The sequence below is a fragment of the Nocardia heshunensis genome, from assembly GCF_054782115.1.
Map to the genome: position 1 here is coordinate 1,482,026 of NZ_BAAGTC010000009.1, position 17,707 is coordinate 1,499,732.

18 protein-coding genes are annotated in these 17,707 nt (G+C 64.3%); 14 read left to right on the top strand and 4 right to left on the bottom strand.

The window, feature by feature from the left end:
• The first annotated feature begins 6 nt into the window (after positions 1–6).
• The 13 genes from ACYVN4_RS35125 to ACYVN4_RS35185 all read left to right on the top strand — a co-directional run bounded on the left by ACYVN4_RS35125 (position 7) and on the right by ACYVN4_RS35185 (position 12,705).
• A complete protein-coding gene (locus tag ACYVN4_RS35125) occupies positions 7–909 on the top strand; it encodes an MlaD family protein (protein ID WP_460726615.1) in 903 nt (300 codons plus the stop codon).
• Complete coding sequence (locus ACYVN4_RS35130; RefSeq protein WP_460726617.1) at positions 906–1,910, top strand: MlaD family protein; 1,005 nt, start codon at positions 906–908, stop codon at positions 1,908–1,910. Before ACYVN4_RS35125 ends, ACYVN4_RS35130 begins: the two co-directional genes overlap by 4 nt.
• Positions 1,898–2,929, top strand: coding sequence for an MlaD family protein (locus ACYVN4_RS35135; protein ID WP_460726618.1), 1,032 nt, complete (start codon positions 1,898–1,900; stop codon positions 2,927–2,929). The genes ACYVN4_RS35130 and ACYVN4_RS35135 overlap by 13 nt, the downstream gene beginning before the upstream one ends.
• Positions 2,929–4,035, top strand: coding sequence for an MlaD family protein (locus tag ACYVN4_RS35140; RefSeq protein WP_460726620.1), 1,107 nt, complete (start codon positions 2,929–2,931; stop codon positions 4,033–4,035). Before ACYVN4_RS35135 ends, ACYVN4_RS35140 begins: the two co-directional genes overlap by 1 nt.
• Positions 4,032–5,090 (top strand): MlaD family protein, encoded by a 1,059-nt coding sequence (locus tag ACYVN4_RS35145; RefSeq protein ID WP_460726622.1) that lies wholly within the window; start codon positions 4,032–4,034, stop codon positions 5,088–5,090. The genes ACYVN4_RS35140 and ACYVN4_RS35145 overlap by 4 nt, the downstream gene beginning before the upstream one ends.
• Positions 5,087–6,064, top strand: coding sequence for an MlaD family protein (locus tag ACYVN4_RS35150; RefSeq protein WP_460726624.1), 978 nt, complete (start codon positions 5,087–5,089; stop codon positions 6,062–6,064). The genes ACYVN4_RS35145 and ACYVN4_RS35150 overlap by 4 nt, the downstream gene beginning before the upstream one ends.
• Positions 6,065–6,078: 14 nt before the next feature.
• Positions 6,079–6,678, top strand: coding sequence for a hypothetical protein (locus ACYVN4_RS35155; RefSeq protein WP_460726626.1), 600 nt, complete (start codon positions 6,079–6,081; stop codon positions 6,676–6,678).
• A gap of 21 nt (positions 6,679–6,699) precedes the next feature.
• Entirely contained in the window at positions 6,700–6,924 is a 225-nt protein-coding gene (locus tag ACYVN4_RS35160; RefSeq protein WP_460726628.1) for a hypothetical protein, read from the top strand.
• 47 nt (positions 6,925–6,971) lie between these two features.
• The gene (locus ACYVN4_RS35165; RefSeq protein WP_460726630.1) at positions 6,972–7,700 is read left to right on the top strand and encodes an SDR family oxidoreductase; all 729 of its coding nucleotides are present in this window, start codon (positions 6,972–6,974) and stop codon (positions 7,698–7,700) included.
• A 125-nt stretch (positions 7,701–7,825) separates the two neighbouring features.
• A complete protein-coding gene (locus ACYVN4_RS35170; protein WP_460726632.1) occupies positions 7,826–8,647 on the top strand; it encodes an alpha/beta hydrolase in 822 nt (273 codons plus the stop codon).
• Between the two features lie 66 nt (positions 8,648–8,713).
• Positions 8,714–9,400: a TetR/AcrR family transcriptional regulator gene (locus tag ACYVN4_RS35175; protein WP_460726634.1), complete on the top strand. Its 687-nt coding sequence runs from the start codon at positions 8,714–8,716 to the stop codon at positions 9,398–9,400.
• Positions 9,401–9,486: 86 nt separating this feature from the next.
• Positions 9,487–10,659 carry a TetR/AcrR family transcriptional regulator gene (locus ACYVN4_RS35180; RefSeq protein WP_460726636.1) on the top strand — a complete coding sequence of 391 codons (1,173 nt, stop codon included), beginning with the start codon at positions 9,487–9,489 and terminating at the stop codon, positions 10,657–10,659.
• Between the two features lie 213 nt (positions 10,660–10,872).
• Positions 10,873–12,705 (top strand): acyl-CoA dehydrogenase, encoded by a 1,833-nt coding sequence (locus tag ACYVN4_RS35185; RefSeq protein WP_460726638.1) that lies wholly within the window; start codon positions 10,873–10,875, stop codon positions 12,703–12,705.
• Positions 12,706–12,800: 95 nt separating this feature from the next.
• On the opposite strand, the gene ACYVN4_RS35190 is transcribed toward ACYVN4_RS35185, so the two are convergent.
• On the bottom strand, positions 12,801–13,535 hold the full coding sequence (locus ACYVN4_RS35190; protein WP_460726640.1) for an SDR family NAD(P)-dependent oxidoreductase: 735 nt from the start codon (positions 13,533–13,535) through the stop codon (positions 12,801–12,803).
• A 151-nt stretch (positions 13,536–13,686) separates the two neighbouring features.
• Here ACYVN4_RS35190 and ACYVN4_RS35195 point away from each other — a divergent pair, with 151 nt between their 5' ends.
• Positions 13,687–14,301 carry a TetR/AcrR family transcriptional regulator gene (locus ACYVN4_RS35195; RefSeq protein ID WP_460726642.1) on the top strand — a complete coding sequence of 205 codons (615 nt, stop codon included), beginning with the start codon at positions 13,687–13,689 and terminating at the stop codon, positions 14,299–14,301.
• A gap of 9 nt (positions 14,302–14,310) precedes the next feature.
• Here the strand turns inward: ACYVN4_RS35195 and ACYVN4_RS35200 are convergent, their stop codons facing one another.
• The 3 genes from ACYVN4_RS35200 to ACYVN4_RS35210 all read right to left on the bottom strand — a co-directional run bounded on the left by ACYVN4_RS35200 (position 14,311) and on the right by ACYVN4_RS35210 (position 17,679).
• Entirely contained in the window at positions 14,311–15,663 is a 1,353-nt protein-coding gene (locus ACYVN4_RS35200; protein WP_460726644.1) for a ferredoxin reductase family protein, read from the bottom strand.
• A gap of 144 nt (positions 15,664–15,807) precedes the next feature.
• Positions 15,808–16,713 carry a LysR family transcriptional regulator gene (locus ACYVN4_RS35205; RefSeq protein WP_460726646.1) on the bottom strand — a complete coding sequence of 302 codons (906 nt, stop codon included), beginning with the start codon at positions 16,711–16,713 and terminating at the stop codon, positions 15,808–15,810.
• Positions 16,714–16,746: 33 nt separating this feature from the next.
• The gene (locus tag ACYVN4_RS35210) at positions 16,747–17,679 is read right to left on the bottom strand and encodes a dihydrodipicolinate synthase family protein (protein WP_460726648.1); all 933 of its coding nucleotides are present in this window, start codon (positions 17,677–17,679) and stop codon (positions 16,747–16,749) included.
• Positions 17,680–17,707: the final 28 nt, after the last annotated feature.

Genomic DNA, 17,707 nt, shown 5'->3' on the forward strand with positions numbered 1-17,707 from the left:
GTCTCGGTGCTCACCGACGAGGTCGGTGCCGGCATCGTGGTCGGCGACGACGTACGCCTCGACGGCGTGCAAATCGGGCGAATCGCGGCGATCGAACCCACCGACCGCCACCTGCAGCTCACCTTGGACCTGGAAAAGGGCTCGGCGTCCGGCTTGACCGATGGTCTCGGAATCGACTTCGTGCCGGCCAATCTCTTCGGTGTCTCCGAGGTCGAACTGCAGCGTGGGACCGCGGGCGACCGCCTATCAGCGCACTCCATAGTCGACCTGACGGGAACTCGGTCCGGCCGTGCTCGTGACGCGACGATCTCGACACTGCTCAACCAGCTCGGATCCTTCAGCAACGACGTCCTCTCTCCCGAACTGGTCCCGGTGTTACAGCGAATCTCCACGGGCACAAAGGCATTCACGCCACTGATCGAAACCATCATCTCGATCACCCGAGATATCGCCGATACCCAGCGGCTGCCGAGCTCGTTTCTCCTCGGCCAGTACGGGTCCATGCTCGGCGGATTGCCCTCCACCACTGACGGACTGCTGCAACTACTGGGCGCGGCCAACAACGCCGAATACATGCGCAGCCCGGAACATGTTCAGAAATTCGACGCCAGCGCGCGCATGCTCGAAACCGAGCTCCTGCCCAGCGTGACGAGCGTATTGGCCACGGGCGAGCGATACTTCGCCGGCACCACAGCGACTCTGGTACCCGTCCTTGCGGCACTGGCTCACATCGTGCCGACACCGGAGCAATCCGGGCACGACCTGAGCGAGCTGCTCGACCGGCTCAACCAAGCCATGCCCGATACCCCGGGCGGCCCCGTGCTCAATGTCAGTGTCGACCTCCGCGGCGTGCCAGGTCTCGCGGCACCGCTGACCGCAGCCTTGGCTGCCGGACAGGGGGCACGATGAGCATCTGGTCAGTTCTGATGCGAATCATGGCCTTTGCGGGCGCGATGGCGCTGTTGCTCACTGGAATCTTCCAGGTGATCGAACGGCCGGTAACAGGTGGTACCAACACCTACACAGCGGAATTCGCGGACGTCAGCGGTCTGAGAACGGGAGATGACGTGCGCGTCTACGGCGTGCGGGTCGGCAAAGTAGGGGAGATCCGCCTGATCGGCACCCACGCCGCCGTCCAGTTCTCCGCTCGGCGATCGGTTGCTCTGCTCGACAACAGCACCCTCGCCATTCGGTATCAGAACCTCAGCGGTCAGCGGTATCTCGACATTCAACAGGCCAAAGACCCAGGTAAACAGCGTGATCCGCGCCAGCGGATCAGGACCGACCATACCGTTCCCTCGTTCGATATCACGACCGTGTTCAACGGACTGGAGCCGGTACTCGCCCAGTTGACTCCGGCGGACCTGAATCAGTTCGCGACCAGCATGCTGGCCGTCATCGAGGGCTCCGGCACCGGATTGGGCCCTGCGCTCGGTGCTATCGAAAATCTGAGCAACTACGTCAGCGACCGGCAGACGGTAATCGCCACCCTCGTCCGCAACCTCGGACAGGTCTCCCAGCAACTCGGCGGAAAGTCAGGCAACACCGTTCAACTGCTGCGCCAGCTCACCTCGGTCTTTGTCGGCCTGACCCAACGGATCGGCGGGCTGGTCGACTTTTCTCAGCAGATTCCTCCAGTCCTGTTACCGACCGACCGGCTGCTCGCCACCATCGGCCTGACGCCCTCGCCGAACCCGGATTTCGATCGCCTACTCCAGGCGGCTTTTCCGGACCCCGGCCAGACCGTCGAGACCTTGAACCGCCTACCTGCCGTGCTGCAAGCACTGGCAGCGATGATCCCCAGCGCGGTACCCGGCCTGCAGCCAGGCTGCGCCCACGGTGCCGCGCAGCCACCGCGGCCTCTTCAGCTTCTCCTCGGCGGACAAAGGATCTCACTGTGCAACAACTGATTCGGATCCGACCGATCGGCCGACGGGCTCGGCCCGCCCCAACCGACGCTGCCCGCGCGCGGGTCGACATTCGGCTGGGAGTCCTCGTCCTCGTCTGCGTGGTCGTGTCAGCCGCCGCTCTTGTCTGGGTGAATCACATCGCCCCCGGCGCACGGACATACACGGCTCACATGTCCGACGCCGGCTCGGTGCGGGTCGGCGACGAGGTACGGCTTGCGGGAATCCGTGTCGGCGACGTGACCTCGCTGGCTATCCGAAACCACCAGGTGGACATGGGATTCACAGTCGATCACAGCGTATTCGTCGGTGCACAAACCACACTCGCCGTGCGGATGCTGACCATCGTCGGTGGTCACTACGTGGCTCTGATCCCCGGAGGTAGTGCACCACTGGGAACCTCGGTGATCCCCGCAGACCGAGTGATATTGCCCTACAGCCTGCCGAAGGTGTTCCAGGACGCGGTCACCCCCGTCCAGCAAGTCGATGGTGACACCCTCCGTCGTAATGTGGCGGCGCTCGAGTCGTCGATCACGCAAAGCCCAGAAGCATTGCGCAGCACCTTGAACGCGGTCGAGAGCGTGGTCGACATCATGAATCAGCAGAACGACCAGATCTCGCGTTCGCTGTCGTTGGCCGATGAGTACCTGACTGCGCTGAACGACAGCAAACAGGTGCTGATCACCCTGGTCGGTACTCTGCGGACCCTCGAGACCATCGTGGAGAACCACGGGCTGGAGATGCACGAAGCCCTGACGGTTCTTGCCCGGGTCCTCGACCGGCTCGCCCCGATCGGGCAGGCATGGGAGACGACGCTTCGGCCGATGGCGCAGCCATTGATCGAGGCAATGCAGAAGCTCGATCAGATCGGCGGGAAGATGAACGCCTTCCTGGACTCCATCCACACGCTGGAAACCCGCCTGACACAGCTTGTTTCGCCAGACGGTCTCACCGTCGACGGCTCCGAGACCGCCTACCAGGCCGCCGGTATCTGCGTGCCCGTCCCAGGAAGGGTTTGCTGATGGTGACCCGATTGTTCGCCTCACGCGGATTCGTCTCCGTGGCAACGGTTCTCGTACTCGCTGGCGTTGCCATCGTCGGCTATCGGATCGCCGAGCCCACACCGCGGATGCGCGCCTACTGTGCACTGATGCCCGACAGCATCGGGCTCTACCCCGGCAGCGACGTCACGCTGCTCGGGCTGCGTATCGGGCGAGTCACCGCCATCCGCCCCGAAGGAGCCGGTACGCGCGTCGAGTTCGCGATCCCCGCCGATCGTCGTCTTGCCGGTGACGTCGGAGCAACCACGTTGTCGGACACGCTCGTCGCCGACCGCAAGCTCGCTGTCCTCGATACCGCGACAACGAGCGGACCCGACTGGGACCCGGGCCGATGCATCACCAAGACCGTGACACCCAAGAGCATGACCGCGACGTTCGACGCACTGGGCCGTCTCGCCGACGAGCTCAACGGTGGAGACCATTCGGACCAACCCGACCTCGTCGCGCAGGGATTGACAGCGGTCGACCACGCGACAGCCGGACAGGGCCCCCAGATCAACGCGATCATTCACAGGCTGGGCTCGGCAATGAATTCGCCCGATGCCGCGATCGGTCATCTCGGTGCCCTGATCGATGCGCTGGCCGACTTGGCGCACAGCGCCGCGAACGGCTGGTCCGATGTCGAGAACATGCTCACGCGCTTGACCGCAGTCCTCGATGTCGCCAATTTCCAGGTGGTACCGCCGCTGGTCGACGTATTCGACCCGCTGCGCGACATACTGCCTCCCGCCAACGAGGCGATCATGGAGCTGGGTGACCCGTTGCTGGGCAAGATCGATGCGGCAACCGACCAAATACCTTTGCTCACTGCTGGACTGGGGTCGATGCGGGACGCGATCGCCATGATGCCCCCGCTCGTACAGGCGTTCACGACCGCGACCGACCCGCAGTCGGGACGGCTGGCTCTCACCTACGCGCCACCGACTCTCGCCATTCCGGATGCGGCTGCACCACAGCTGTGTTCGGCGATCAACGCGCTCGCACCAGGTAGATGCACCGAAGCTGCCAACGGGCTCGCGTACACCCAAATCGTGCAGCTGATACTCGCTTCGGTAGGTGCCCGATGAAGATTCGTGGAGCACTGATTGCGGCCGTGGTGTTGACCCTGGCCGTCGGTGGATGCGGATTCGACCCCGGCGCAATCGAGGTGCCCGGAACCCGCGTCGGTGGGCGCACCTATCAGATACACATCCAGTTCGCCGATGTGCTGAACCTGCCGCCTGGCGCCAAGGTGTTCGCGAACGGTGTTCTGGTAGGCAATCTCGACAGCGTCCGGATCGTCGTGCCCGGCCCTGACGGCCGACCGAACGGGTTTGCTGAAGTCACCCTGGACATCACCGACAGGGCGAAACTGTCGGTCGACACGACCGCCGAGCTGCAGCAAGCAACTCCTCTCGGCGATATGTATGTCGCTCTCACCTCGCATCCGGATGCCGGAGGGCCGGTCCTCGGCCCGGATTCGACCATCCCGATGCAGCGGACTATTCCGACCCGGCAAGTCGAAGACACCCTCGCCGGGCTCGCAACCGCGATGGGTAGCGGAGCACTTCTCGACCTGCAAACAACCGTGCGCCAGCTCAATACAGCACTGCCCCCGGATCCGGCCGACACCGCACGGATGTTCGGCGTACTCGGCGGCGACCTGCGTGATGTCGCGGCCAACCTCGGCGATGTCGACACCTTCCTCGACGGGCTCCAAGCCAACGCGACCCAGCTGATCAACGACCAGCCCGTGCTGGACCAACTGCTCTCCGACTACGGAGTCCAACATGTGACCACCGTTGTCAGCTCGATCGTCGGAGTCCTGTACGTCATGTCCGCCCTCGGGCCCGTCGCCACCAACGCCCGCTGGCTCGGCCCCGCGATCGCCGGCCTCGACGACTCGGCCCGCGCGATTGTGCCCCTTTTGTTCACCAACAGGCCCCTGGACCTGAGTGCCCCCTCGAACCTCAGCAAGCTGACCGCCTTGATCCGGGAAAAGATCATCCCCTTCACCGAGCACGGTCCCAAGATCGACATCGTCGGAGCGACCGTCGCCGATGCCGCGGCCCCGGATCTCCCGCGCGAGGACAAGGTTCAAGACATCCTCGCGACACTGCGGATGATCGGAGTGGTCCGATGACCCGGATCAGGCGCTCGGTCAAACCAGGTTCGCTGCTGTCGGCGACAGCCATCGCCGCCGTTCTGGTCACCGGGATCAGCTATCTGAGTATCGATGTGCTGCAGATCAATCCGATGCGCGACCACATCACCGTTCGCATGCTTCTCGCCAACTCGGGAGGCGCGACCGCCGATACGCCCGTGCTTCTCAGCGGCGTCCGGGTCGGCAAGGTCACGGCGGTCACCACGGCAGGTACCGGTGTCGAGTTCCAACTCCGCCTCGACGACCAATACCGGGTCCCCGCCGCGAGCACTGTTCGTGTCGAGGCGGTTTCAGCCCTAGGGGAGCCCTACGTCGAGTTCGACCCGCCCAGCCAGAGCGGCCCCTATCTGAGTGACAACCAACTCCTGGACACCCGCGGCACACCGATGGCCATGTCGATCCCGCAGGTATCCGTGCGTGCCGTGCAATTGCTACGCCAATTCGACCCCGCCACAATGAAATCCCTGGTCGGAACGATCGACACCGCGATCGCCGGCACGAGCGGCGAGATGCCGCGCCTCGAACGTGCCAACACGCTGCTGGCCGCCACCATTCTCAGCCGCAGCACGGTGCTGCATCAGCTGCTCACCGATATGCAGACGATGGGCGCCGACATGTCCTGGGCCGGGCCGAGCCTGCAAACCGCCGGGCCCGGATGGCAGCAATTCGGGGTCAGCATCGACACCATCATCGACGTCGCGTCCCGCCTGTTCGAGGTCGGCAACTCACCGGCCGACTACGACACCGGCGATGGGATGGTGCCGTTCCTGAAACGGCTCGACAGCGTGCTCACCAAGACGGGACCTGCGATCCAACAGCTGACTCCAATGCTCCAACCGCTTGCCGACACCGCAGTGCGCACCGGTGCGGACATCGATATCAGCGCCCTCATCGCACAAGCATTGGCGATGGTCGCCGACGGCTCCATACACCTGCACGTCAACGTCAAATAGTCGAGGAGAGACCGATGGAAACTCTGGCAGAACAGGTCGACAGCAGTGACCTGATTTCCCCTGAAAACGACGAAGAGAATCGAAAAGCGCAACCCCGGTTCACTTTTCGACCCCCGTCGGCGATCGCCATCGTCTTGATCATCGCCTCCGCAGCGTCCATCGGGCTCTTCTCGGTGATGTGGCTGCACACTCGTGGTGAACTCGCCGCGATACAGGCCCGAACCGCTGACGAGGACCACGGCAAGCAGGTTGCGACCGACTACGCACTGGGCGCCTCCACCATCGACTACCACGACACCAAAGCCTGGTACACCAAGCTCGAGGCCAACACGACGACCCAGCTGGCCGGGCAGTTCAACGCCACCGCACCACAACTCGACCAGATTCTCATGCCGCTGCAATGGACGTCGACGGCCCGACCGATCGCCGCGGTCGTGACCTCCCAATCCTCCGGGATCTACAAGGTCAGCGTCTTCGTGAACGTCACGTCGACCAGCGTGCAAACCCCACAGGGCGGACAGACCACCGTCACCTACTCGTTGACCATCGACAAGAACGCCGGCTGGAAGATCACCGAGGTCGGAGGACTGGACGGGGCACTGCCGATGAAGTGATCGTCTTGATGACACACGGAGATGACGGCACAGCACGGGGGAGAAGACATCACCACACAGCCCGCCAAGCCAAAATTCCATATCCATATCGAATACCGCACGCTCTCCTTGGACTTTCAAGGTAGTGCCGAGCAGATCGGTTGTGTCGCAGTTGAACTGGCCGCAATCGCCGACCTCACCGTCACCATCGACGACAACGTCGATTCCGGACTTCCCACACTGCCCTGCAGCGATCTGTGGAAGTAGTCGATGGCCTCGAGCGAGCAAATGACCAATCGAGGTAGGGAGAAACGATGACCACGCCCCCCACACCCACCCGCCGGTTCGCCGGAAGAACAGCGATCGTCACGCTCGCCGACCACGACCTCGGTCTGTCCATCGCAAAGCGTTTGATCGCCGAGGGCGCGGGTGTCTGCCTGTCCGGCCGGGACCAGGACCTTCTCGACAAAGCAGTCGCAGACCTCGGCGGCGTCGACAACGCGGTCGCTGTTGCTGGAGAAAACGAGGACGTCTGGCATCAGATGAGGACGACGCGGCTGGCGCTGGAATCATTCGGGTCGATCGATGTCCTCGTCCACACGGCCGAAACCGCAACCCCCGCAGGACCAGTCCTCCATCGGGACCCTGCTGCGGTCGGTCAAGCGATCAACGAGAACTACGGTGCTGCGATCTCGTGGGTACAACAGGTGTACGACGCCTGGATGGGCTCGCGCGGCGGGGTGATCATCAACATCGTGTCCATGGGTGCGCTCGAACCGGTCCCCGGCATCGACGCCACAACCTCTGCGCTGTTGATCCACCTGACGCGCGAACTCGCGGTCGAACTGGGCCCGGACATCCGTGTCAGCATCGTAGCGTCATCTCTCGCACCCGCATTCGATGCAGCCGTGCCGGTACGAAATGCGTTCCCGCCCAGACTCGATGACTACGACAAGGTCGCCGCTGCAGTGGCATTCCTCGCCTCGGAAGAAGCTGCCGGGCTGAACGGTCAGACTATCGCAATTCATGCAGGTGCACAGTGAGGGGGCGTCGCCGGGAAATTCGACAACTTGCTATCAGCGACGAAGCGAAAGCTTTCCTCGTTGCCCACCGGGCCGCGAGAATTCCGTTTCCCTTGACGCCGTGGACCATCCGTCTCGTCCGCGCGGTGTACAACCGAAGCCGCTCCTCGATCCTCGACCTGGAGAGCAGGTTCGGTGTCCGAGCCGCCACCAGCACGGTCGGTGGAGTGGAGATCTGCACCATGACCCCACGCCGAGTGCGCCCTGACGACGCCTACGCGATCTATCTGCACGGCGGCGGATACATGCTGGGCGACGCACGGGACGAGCTGGCGGTTCTCATGGCCGATGAGCTCGAAATGCCCCTGCACTCCGTCCAATACCGGCTCGCTCCGGAGGCCCCGTTCCCCGCCGCGCTCGATGACGCGATCGCCGCCTACACAGAGATCGTGACGAAACGACAAGGGAAGTTCGTCCTACTCGGTGCTTCGGCCGGTGGCGGACTGGCACTCGCCCTGATGCAACGCATCCGTCAGCTCGGTCTCCCGGAACCTTCCGGGCTGGGGCTCCTGGCGCCATGGACCGACCTCGCACGCGTCGGATCCAGCCGCCACTGCAACGAGGGCCGCGACCCCGTCATCAGATGGCGGGGCCAGCTCGACAAGGCTGCCCGCGCCTACGCCGCGTCGGCGAGTGTGACCGATCCATTGATTTCGCCTGTCCACTCGACGAATCTTTGCGGTCTTCCGCCCAGCATCATCATCGCCGGAACCCGCGACCTCTTCCTGAGCGACTGCGTGCGCATGCATCGAGCTCTGCGATCGGCAGGAGTGCAGAGCGACTTTCGCGTCTGGGAAGGCATGTGGCACACCTTCATCGACCTACCCGACATTCCAGAGGCCATCGAATCCCGCGCAGAAATCGCTGCTTTCCTGCGCGAAACCCTGACAGCGTCGGTGCACTCGTGACTCATTCGTCGTGCTGACGTCCGCGTCGGTCAGCGCGGCGACGGCAGTACAGCAGGAGGTGTATCGATGACCGCGAGCAACGGGTCGGGACCAAACCGCTTGGAACGCCGCAAGGCCCGTACGCGCGCCGCACTGGTCGGCGCGGCCCAATCACTGCTGGCCGAGGGGAGGGTCAACGTGCCGGTCCTCGAGATCACCCAGGCCGCCGACGTCGGCCTGGGATCGTTCTACAACCATTTTCAGAGCCGCGAGGAACTGTTCCAGGCGTCCGTCGAGGAAGCGCTCGACCGCCACGGCGCACTACTTGACCTACGGTGCGAGGACGTAGAGGATCCGGCGCAGGTCTTCGCGCAGAGCTTCCGCCTCACCGGTCGTCTGCACCGCCTGCGCCCCACCCTCAGCAAAGTTCTGCTCAACGACAGTATCCGTCTTACGAATTCGGACCGAGGGCTCGCGCCCCGCGCCCGCCGCGACATCGAGGCCGCGGCTGAAGCCGGGCGCTTCGTCGTCCGCGATCCGGAACTGTCGATGGCCATCGTCGCCGGCACGGCCCTACGTCTCGGACAGTTGCTGCACGACCATCCAGAACGCGACGACGCCGAGGCCGCCGACCTGGTGACCGAGGACCTGCTCCGCATGTTCGGCCTCTCCGCCGAGGAAGCCCACGAAATCTGCCAACGCCCGCTGCCGTCTCTCAACCTGCCGCGCGCCGACGATTGCACGTCAGCTCTCCGGATCGGCTGTGACTGGTGAGCCCGCGACCTGACCGACCATCCGCGCTGGTACGTAGGCGGCCGAGAACCCCTGCGACCAGGACACGCCCTTGGACGCGGCGGTCCATGATTCTCGACGCAGCCGTGAATGCGTTTGCGCACCAGGGTTACCAGGGGACTTCCATGTCCGACATCGCCGCCGCTGTCGACATTTCGGCACCGGCGTTGTATCGCCATTTTCGTAGCAAACAGCACTTGCTCGGACAATGTCTGCTGGTCGGCCTCGACGAGATTCTGGCACGGCTCGATGCCGCCCACCGAGCCGATTCGTCGGGGGAGTCCGCGCCGATCGAGTTGGTCCGCGTCGCTCTCGAACTGCGTGAGCTGCCGAGGTTGTGGCAGTTGGAGTTCCGCAATCTCGCACAGAACGACCGCATCGCGGTGCTTGTCCGTGCGGCCCGGCTCATTGGGTATCTGCGGCGCTGGATTCGCGGTCGCCGCCCCGAATTGACTTTCGCGGATGCCGAATTGCTGAGTTGGTGCGTGCTGTCGGTCGTGGTCAGCCCGTCCTACCACCGGACCGAGCTACCGACCCCGATCGCGGCCGGAATCCTGGATTCCCTTGTCGCAGCGGTGATCGAGACCGAGATGCCACAGTACCCGGCGGGACACGCTCCCGCGCGCTCGCAGCGAGGAGACCGTGCCAATCCGGAACTGAACCGGGTGCTGCGGTCCGAGCGGATACTTGCGGAGGCGGCCAAGCTGTTCGGTGCCCATGGATTCGCCGCCGTCGGCATAGAGGAGATCGGCGCGGCGGTCGGCGTTTCCGGACCGGCTCTGTACCACCATTTCTCGAGCAAAGCTGAACTGCTCGACCGGATCGTGCGGCGGCAGGATGAGTGGCTGTACCTGACTCTCGTGCGAGCGGTTTCCGAGACGCGCAGCGCGGAGGAATCAATGCGCTCGCTCCTGCGAAACTTCGCTGCTTTCGGCATTGACGAACCAGATCTACTCGCCATCACGGTCAGCGAGTCTCGTCACCTGCCCATCGACGCCGTGCAGCGTTATCGCCGGGTCAGAATTGACGGCATTTCTCAATGGGGCCGCATGGTGCAAGCCGTCCGGCCCGAAGTCCCCGCCGCCGTGGCGCGGCTGATGATCCGCGCCTCCACCACCGTCGTGATCGAGGCGGTCCGCAATCCACGGCTGCGCCGACGCGACGATCTCGTCGACGTGCTGGTCGCTGTCGGAGAACGCATCGCGGCCGCTCCGATCGAGAATTACCTGACAGCACAGTGAGTTACACCACTTAGCCGCGATTCACTTATCGAATCGAATTGTTGACTACCTGTGCGTGAAGGGCGAGCGTCCCGCCACCCGCTTACTTATCAGTCATTAACTGATGATTGTCAGCCGGTTGATCGTGTCGCAAAGTGACCCGTGGGTGATCGCCTTCAGCGGCCCCTGTCGCGCCATGCGGCAACTATCCGTTTCCCCGAAAGGCACTGGCGCATGAGTCATTACAAGAGCAATGTCCGTGACCTCGAATTCAACCTGTTCGAGGTGTTCGATCTCGGGACTGTCCTGGACACGGGCGCCTTCGGCGACCTCGACGCCGATACCGTGCACACCATGCTGGCCGAGGCGGCCCGCCTCGCGGAGGGGCCGGTGGCGGAGCCATACGCCGAAACGGATCGCACGCCACCGGTTTTCGATGCGGCGACCCACACCGTGCTCCTGCCGGAGGACTTCAAGCGTGCGGTCCGCGCCTGGTATGACGCGGACTGGTGGCGGGTGGGCAAGGCCGAGGAGATCGGTGGCATGTCGGCTCCCGCGATGGTCTCCTGGGCCGTCTCCGAATTCGTGCTGGGCGCGCAACCCGCGGCTTACATGTATCTGAGCGGTCCGATGATGGCCGATGTCGTCTTCGCCGTCGGCACCGAGCAGCAGCGCCGCTGGGCGAAACTGATGGTCGAGCGCAACTGGGGCGGCACCATGGTGCTCACCGAGCCCGACGCGGGCTCGGACGTCGGGGCGGGCCGAACGAAAGCTGTTCGGCAAGAGGACAGTTCGTGGCGACTCGAAGGGGTCAAGCGCTTCATCACCGGTGCGGATTCGGACGACCTGTTCGAGAACATCGCGCACTTGGTGCTGGCCCGGCCGGAGGGCGCGGGTCCCGGCACCAAGGGCCTGTCGCTGTTCTTCGTGCCGAAGTTCCACTTCGATCCGGAGACCGGGGAACTCGGTGATCGCAACGGCGTGTTCGTGACCAATGTCGAGCACAAGATGGGTCTCAAGGCCTCGGCGACTTGTGAACTGACCCTTGGTGGGCACGGCGTCCCAGCGGTCGGCTGGCTCGTGGGCGAGGTGCACGATGGCATCGCGCAGATGTTCAAGGTGATCGAGGATGCCCGGATGATGGTGGGTACCAAGGCAATCGCCACCCTGTCTACTGGTTACCTGAACGCGTTGGACTATGCCAAGCAGCGCGTGCAGGGCGTCGATCTGACCCGACAGACCGACAAGACGGCCCCGAAGGTGACGATCATCAACCATCCTGACGTGCGCCGCTCCCTGCTGATGCAGAAGGCCTACGCCGAAGGGCTGCGGTCGATCTACCTCTATACGGCCGGACACCAGAATGATGTTGTGGCGCAACATATTGCGGGAGCGAACCCGGAGCTGGCCGCGGCCGTCAACGACCTGCTGCTGCCGATCGTGAAGGGTGTGGGTTCCGAGCGCGCCTACCAGTACCTCGCGGAGTCGCTGCAGACCCTGGGCGGTTCCGGCTTCCTGCAGGACTATCCGATCGAGCAGTACATTCGCGACGCGAAGATCGACTCGCTGTACGAGGGCACCACGGCCATTCAGGCGCAGGACTTCTTCTTTCGTAAGATCGCCCGCAACCGCGGCGTCGCACTCACGCACGTGCTCCGTCAGGTTGGCCGGACAGTGGAAGATGGTGGTTCGCAACAGCTGAAGATCGCCAGGACCCTGTTGTCCTCCGCACTGGACCGGGTGACAGACATGCTGTGGGTGTTGTCCGACTATCTAGTGGCCGCCGAGGAACAGCCCGCCGAGCTGTACAAGGTCGGGCTGAGCTCGGTTCGCTTCCTGCTGGCGGTAGGCGATCTGCTCATCGCGTGGCGACTGATCGTGGGGGCCGAAACTGCTCTCGTAGCACTGGATTCGAACCCGACTGCGGCCGATCGTCACTTCTACGAGGGCAAGGTGGCCACGGCGATCTTCTTCGCCCAGCAGATCCTGCCCCACTTGAATGCCGACCGCGATGTCATCGCCGGCCTCGATACCGACATCATGGCCCTCGAGGAATCGGCCTTCTGACGGTAGCTCGAGGTAGGCGCACGGCCCGCTCCTGCCGGCCATTGCGCGCACCGGCCGAGCCACGCTCGTGAGTTCGACTCGGGAGCGAGGTGAGCTCAGATCGCGGAGGTGCCGCCGTCGACGGCCAACTCCATGCCGTTGACGAACGACGAGTCGTCCGAGGCGAGAAACAGTGCGACCGAGGCGATCTCCTCGGGTCGGCCCATCTTCCCCCGCGGAATCAAGGCTTCGAACCGGGCTTTGGTCTCCGCGTCGAACAACTGTTCCTGGATCGGGGTGGCGATCTGGCCCGGACTCAGCACATTGACCCGGATCCGCCTGTCCTTCAACTCGTACAGCCACACGCGGGCCAGTGCGTGCAGCGCGGCCTTGCTCGCCGCGTAGACGCTGTAGTCGGGCCAGCCCTTGACCGAGGCGATCGACCCGGTCATGAAGATCGACCCGCCATCGTTGAACAATGGCAGCGCCTTCTGCACCGTGAACAACGTGCCGCGCGTGTTCAGTCCGAAAGTGGTGTCGAAGTGCGATTCGGTGATCTCGCCGAGCTTGGCCGCCGCTGCCGTCCCGGCACTCGCGAAGAGCACGTCGATGCCGCAGTGCTCCCGTGCGACCGTCTCGAACAGGCGGTCCAAGTCGGCCAGGTTGGAAGCGTCACCCTGCACGCCGGTCACATTGCGCCCGATCCGTTCGACGGCGTCGTCCAGAGTGTCTTTCCGCCGGCCTGTGATGTAGACGTAGGCGCCCTCCTCGACGAACAGTTCGGCGCTCGCCAACGCCATACCGCTCGACCCTCCCGTGACTACCGCGACCTTGCCATCGAGCTTGCCCATGATCACTCCTTCATCTCGCAGCGGCCGGAAGCATCGCTTCCACCTGCACAAACCCAACTATGTAAACTGGATGGTGTGCTTAAGCTAGCGACTCGCCAACCAGTACGCAAGCTAAGTACACCGACCGTTACCCGTGCGGTAGTATCGAACGGTGACCGAGTTGGAGAAGGGTCCCCGCGGCCAACGTCGCGGAAGGGGGGCACGCGAACGGATCCTCGACGCGTCACGGCGGCTGTTTCGCGAACAAGGCATCAACAACACCGGTATGGACCAGCTCTGCGCGGTCGCCGAAGTGTCGAAACGCACCGCGTACCAGCACTTCACCGGCAAAGACGAGCTCGTCACGGAGTACCTGCGTCGGCTCGATCCCGACACCATGCCCGACGTGTTCGACCGCCCCGATCTCACCCCGCGCGAACGTCTGCTCGCCGCTTTCGACAAGCCGCAGCAGCTACTGCCGCAGGAGGTGACACCGCTGTGCCCGTTCATCGCGGCCGCGGTCGAGATCACCGACCCCCACCACCCCGCACGCCGCCGCACACACGACTACAAGACTTCCGTCGCTGCCCGCTTCGCCGAAACCGCCCGCCAAGCCGGCGCCACCGATCCCGAACAACTCGGCGAACAACTGGCGCTACTTCTCGACGGCGCCTCGGCGCGCACCCGAGCACTCGACATCGAAACCCTCCCGACCGCCGCCGCCATCGCTGCGATTCTCATCGAGAATGCCCTCCCCGCAACGCAACCGGGAGCACTCGAAGGCTGAGTTGGCTTGTCAGCGAAAGTTGAATTGTTCGGAGTGGAGGTGGTCTCCAGGGATGCCGCAGCGGTGGAGAGTGCGGGTGAGATCTTCGACCATCGAGCTTGGGCCGCAGAGAAATACATGAATGTCGGGGGTGAGTGGTCCGGCATCGGCCCGAATCTTGTCAGCGGTGAGGCGACCGTCGCTGCGGCTGTAGATCGGATGGAGCCGAACTTCCGTGAGACGCGCGGTGTTTGCGACGAGTTCCGGGAGGAACGGAGCCAAGTCGGCATCAGGTGTGCAGTAGAAGAGATCTATCCGGGGGAGTGTTCCGTGGGGGTGGGTGAGCCAGCCGAGGAAGGGGGCAATGCCGATGCCCGCGCCGATCCAGATCTGGCGGGGTCCGCCCACCGTGTAGTCGAACATGCCGTAGGGGCCTTTGAGGGTCGCGGGTAAGCCCGTGCGCACATCCGAGTAAAGCCGCCGCGTGCCGCGGCCGAGTGAGCGGATGGTCAGGCGGACCGAGCCGTCGTCCTCGGTGCCCGCGACGCTGAAAGGGTGCTCATGCCAGCCGCCGACGCGGAGATAGACGAACTGGCCGCTGGTCGGGGAAACGGTGGTCGGGCCGTTCGGGGTGAGGGTGAGGTCGAGGATGTCCGATGCGGGCCGTTCGACACGGTCGATCGTGTAGTCACCGCTGGGTTCTCTGCGCCGCAGCACGAGCTCGTCGTAGATGTAGGCGGCCATGCCGATAGCGGCCATGGTGACGTAGATGGCCAGCAGGATCTTCGATCCGCCGATGATGAGGTCCAGCGCCCATCCGTGGATCAGAGCGGACAGGAGCAGGAGCCCGGTGAAGCGGTGCAGGAACAGCCAGCGGTGGTAGGGCAGTCGCAGAATCTGGCCGACCTGGCCGAGTGAGAGGACGACCAGCGTGAGCAGGCCGAGGGCGGAAATCGCGCCGAGGAGATGGCCCACCCCCGCCTGCTGGACGGCCGCGGCATCGACATGGTTTTCCTGGTCGTCGAAGCCGAAGAAGAAGTGGAGCAACAGGTGGGGGGTCAGCAAGAGCATCGATACAAGTGCGTACTGCTTGTGCCGGAAGTACATCTGGTCCAGGCCACCGAACCACCGTTCCAACCGCCCGGAGCGGGTGGCCAGGACCAGGCTGCAGGACATGAGGTATGCGGCCAGCACGCCAGTGAACTCGCCGACAAAGTAGACCGCGGTGACACCGTCGGGTCTGAGCCAATCCCACGCCAGATAGAGCAGCACAGCGCCGGTCACGACCCCTAGCGGTCCGGCGTGGCGCATCTTCAGACGCACGTCCATGGGAGCACGCAGGATCCGGATGGCGTAGACCGCTATTGCGATCAGAACGGGCATCACATGCCTCTCTGGCGTCGGACCCCCTTATTAACGGATACATTGTATCCGTTATTTTCCGCTGTGGCCTTCCCTGATGGATTCCTTTGCGCGCCAATTGCTTACGGTTCTCCGTCGTCCGACCGAGCCGTAGTTCGTCGGCGCTCAGCAGCGCAGCGAACCCACGGGCAGTTTGTCGTCGGCGGTCAGGGGAAGCTCGATCGACCCCAGCAGGTCTCGGTACTGCGTGACCAGGCCCGTCGGTTCGCGACGGCTGTAGGCGACGATCTCCCGGAAGACACCGGGGCCGATGCGCCTGGTGTGATGAGCCCATCCACCGGGCACGGCATTGGCCGGTGTCACCGCGACCCCGGTGCCTTCGACCGCGAACGACAGCGCCGCCGCGACCTGTCCGGTGCGAGCGACCGCGCGAGGGGTGAAATCCAGTACGGCAGAAAGCCAATCGACGATCTCGCTCATGCCTTGTTCCGGCTCGTAGAGCACCCAGTCGGCCGTTCCCAACTCGCCCGGGTCTACGGGGGCGTGCTGGCGGTAATCGCCGGGACCCACGAGCACCATCTCCTCGTAGCCGAGCGACATCACGGGACCGTCCCACTCGGACGGTCGAGGACCGATGGACAGATCACCTTGCCCGCCGCGAGTGGCGGCTTCGAGCTCGCGGCGATGGGAGAAGTCGTGCAGCCTCAGCATGATCGTCGGGTACAGGGTGTGCCAGCGGGCGGCGCTGGGCGGCAGCACCCCCGAGGCCACGGACCTGACCGTGAGGACATGAACATCGCCGAGCCGGTTTTCGGAGACTTGCCGGACGGCATCGACGGCGTCCTGCGCCGCGGCGAGCACCCGGCGTGCGTGCGGTAGCAACGCGCGACCGGCCGGGGTGAGGGACAAGCCGTGTCGCCCCCGCTCGAGGAGCTCGACGCCGAGTTCTCGCTCCAGAGCACGCATCTGCTGCGACAACGAGGGCTGTGACAGATACAGCTGCGCCGCGGCCGCACTGAAGGATCCGGCATCCCAGATCGTGACCAGGTATTCGAGCTGACGCAGCTGCACCGTCGCAGATTCCTCACGGCCGAGGTGGTGGGTTCACTTGAGGAGTTTGACCCGGGGGTCGTGGTGGGACAGCCGCGCGAGCAGGTAATCGATCTCCGCGCGGCTGGTGTCGGTCAGGACGGGCCGGGGGCTGCGCTGCGCGTCACTGGCAAGCAGGCCACGGCGTTTCATGATGTACTTCCGCACCGCCAAGCCGATCACCGGCTGTTGCTCGTAGCGTAACAGCGGCAGATGCGCGTCGAACAGGTCGTGCGCGGAGTCGCGATTCGCGGCCGTGGCTTCGACGATGTCGACGAGCAGTTCCGGGAAGCAGTAGCCGGTCATGGCGCCGTCGGCCCCGCGCTCGATCTCGAAATCCAGGAAGAGCCCACCGTTGCCACACAGGATCGACAACCGCGGCAGCAGGCCGTCGCCTTCGAGCTTGCGCAGGGTGCTGATCTTCTCCAGGCCCGGCCAGTCCTCGTGCTTGAGCATCACGCAGTTCGGTGCCGCGACAGCGATTCTCGCGATGACCGACGGGGTCATCACCACCGAGAAGGACAGCGGGTAGTCCTGGATGACGAACGGGACCGAATCGCCGATCGTATTGGCGGCACCTGCGTAGTACTGCACGATCTGGTCGTCGGTGCGTAGCGTATTCGGCGGCGCGATCATGACTCCGGCGGCTCCGGCGTCCATGACGTCGTTGGTCAGCGCGGCCATGGCCGCATAGCCACTCGCCGAGACTCCGACCACAATCGGCAGCGAGGTTCGTTCCAGCACATGGCGAACGATGCGCGTCGACTCCTCGTGCGCGAGTTTCGGCGCTTCCCCGAGCTGACCCAACAAGGTCAGTCCGGCGACGCCGACCGATTCGTAGAAGTCCACCAGGCGGCTGAGCGAATCGAAGTCGATCGCGCCGTTCTCGTCGAAGGGGGTCGGTGCGATGGCGAACACGCCTGCGGTCTCGCGGGTTATGAGCGTCACGGGTCTGTAACTCCTTCTTGCACCTGGG

Bases quoted from the DNA above. Each gene is read 5' to 3' on its own strand.
- ACYVN4_RS35130 (WP_460726617.1), top strand. From the start codon at position 906: ATGAGCATCTGGTCAGTTCTGATGCGAATCATGGCCTTTGCGGGCGCG.
- ACYVN4_RS35200 (WP_460726644.1), bottom strand. From the start codon at position 15,663: ATGCCCGTTCTGATCGCAATAGCGGTCTACGCCATCCGGATCCTGCGT.
- ACYVN4_RS35140 (WP_460726620.1), top strand. From the start codon at position 2,929: ATGGTGACCCGATTGTTCGCCTCACGCGGATTCGTCTCCGTGGCAACG.
- ACYVN4_RS35165 (WP_460726630.1), top strand. From the start codon at position 6,972: ATGACCACGCCCCCCACACCCACCCGCCGGTTCGCCGGAAGAACAGCG.
- ACYVN4_RS35145 (WP_460726622.1), top strand. From the start codon at position 4,032: ATGAAGATTCGTGGAGCACTGATTGCGGCCGTGGTGTTGACCCTGGCC.
- ACYVN4_RS35185 (WP_460726638.1), top strand. From the start codon at position 10,873: ATGAGTCATTACAAGAGCAATGTCCGTGACCTCGAATTCAACCTGTTC.
- ACYVN4_RS35175 (WP_460726634.1), top strand. From the start codon at position 8,714: ATGACCGCGAGCAACGGGTCGGGACCAAACCGCTTGGAACGCCGCAAG.
- ACYVN4_RS35155 (WP_460726626.1), top strand. From the start codon at position 6,079: ATGGAAACTCTGGCAGAACAGGTCGACAGCAGTGACCTGATTTCCCCT.
- ACYVN4_RS35150 (WP_460726624.1), top strand. From the start codon at position 5,087: ATGACCCGGATCAGGCGCTCGGTCAAACCAGGTTCGCTGCTGTCGGCG.
- ACYVN4_RS35190 (WP_460726640.1), bottom strand. From the start codon at position 13,535: ATGGGCAAGCTCGATGGCAAGGTCGCGGTAGTCACGGGAGGGTCGAGC.
- ACYVN4_RS35160 (WP_460726628.1), top strand. From the start codon at position 6,700: ATGACGGCACAGCACGGGGGAGAAGACATCACCACACAGCCCGCCAAG.
- ACYVN4_RS35180 (WP_460726636.1), top strand. From the start codon at position 9,487: ATGATTCTCGACGCAGCCGTGAATGCGTTTGCGCACCAGGGTTACCAG.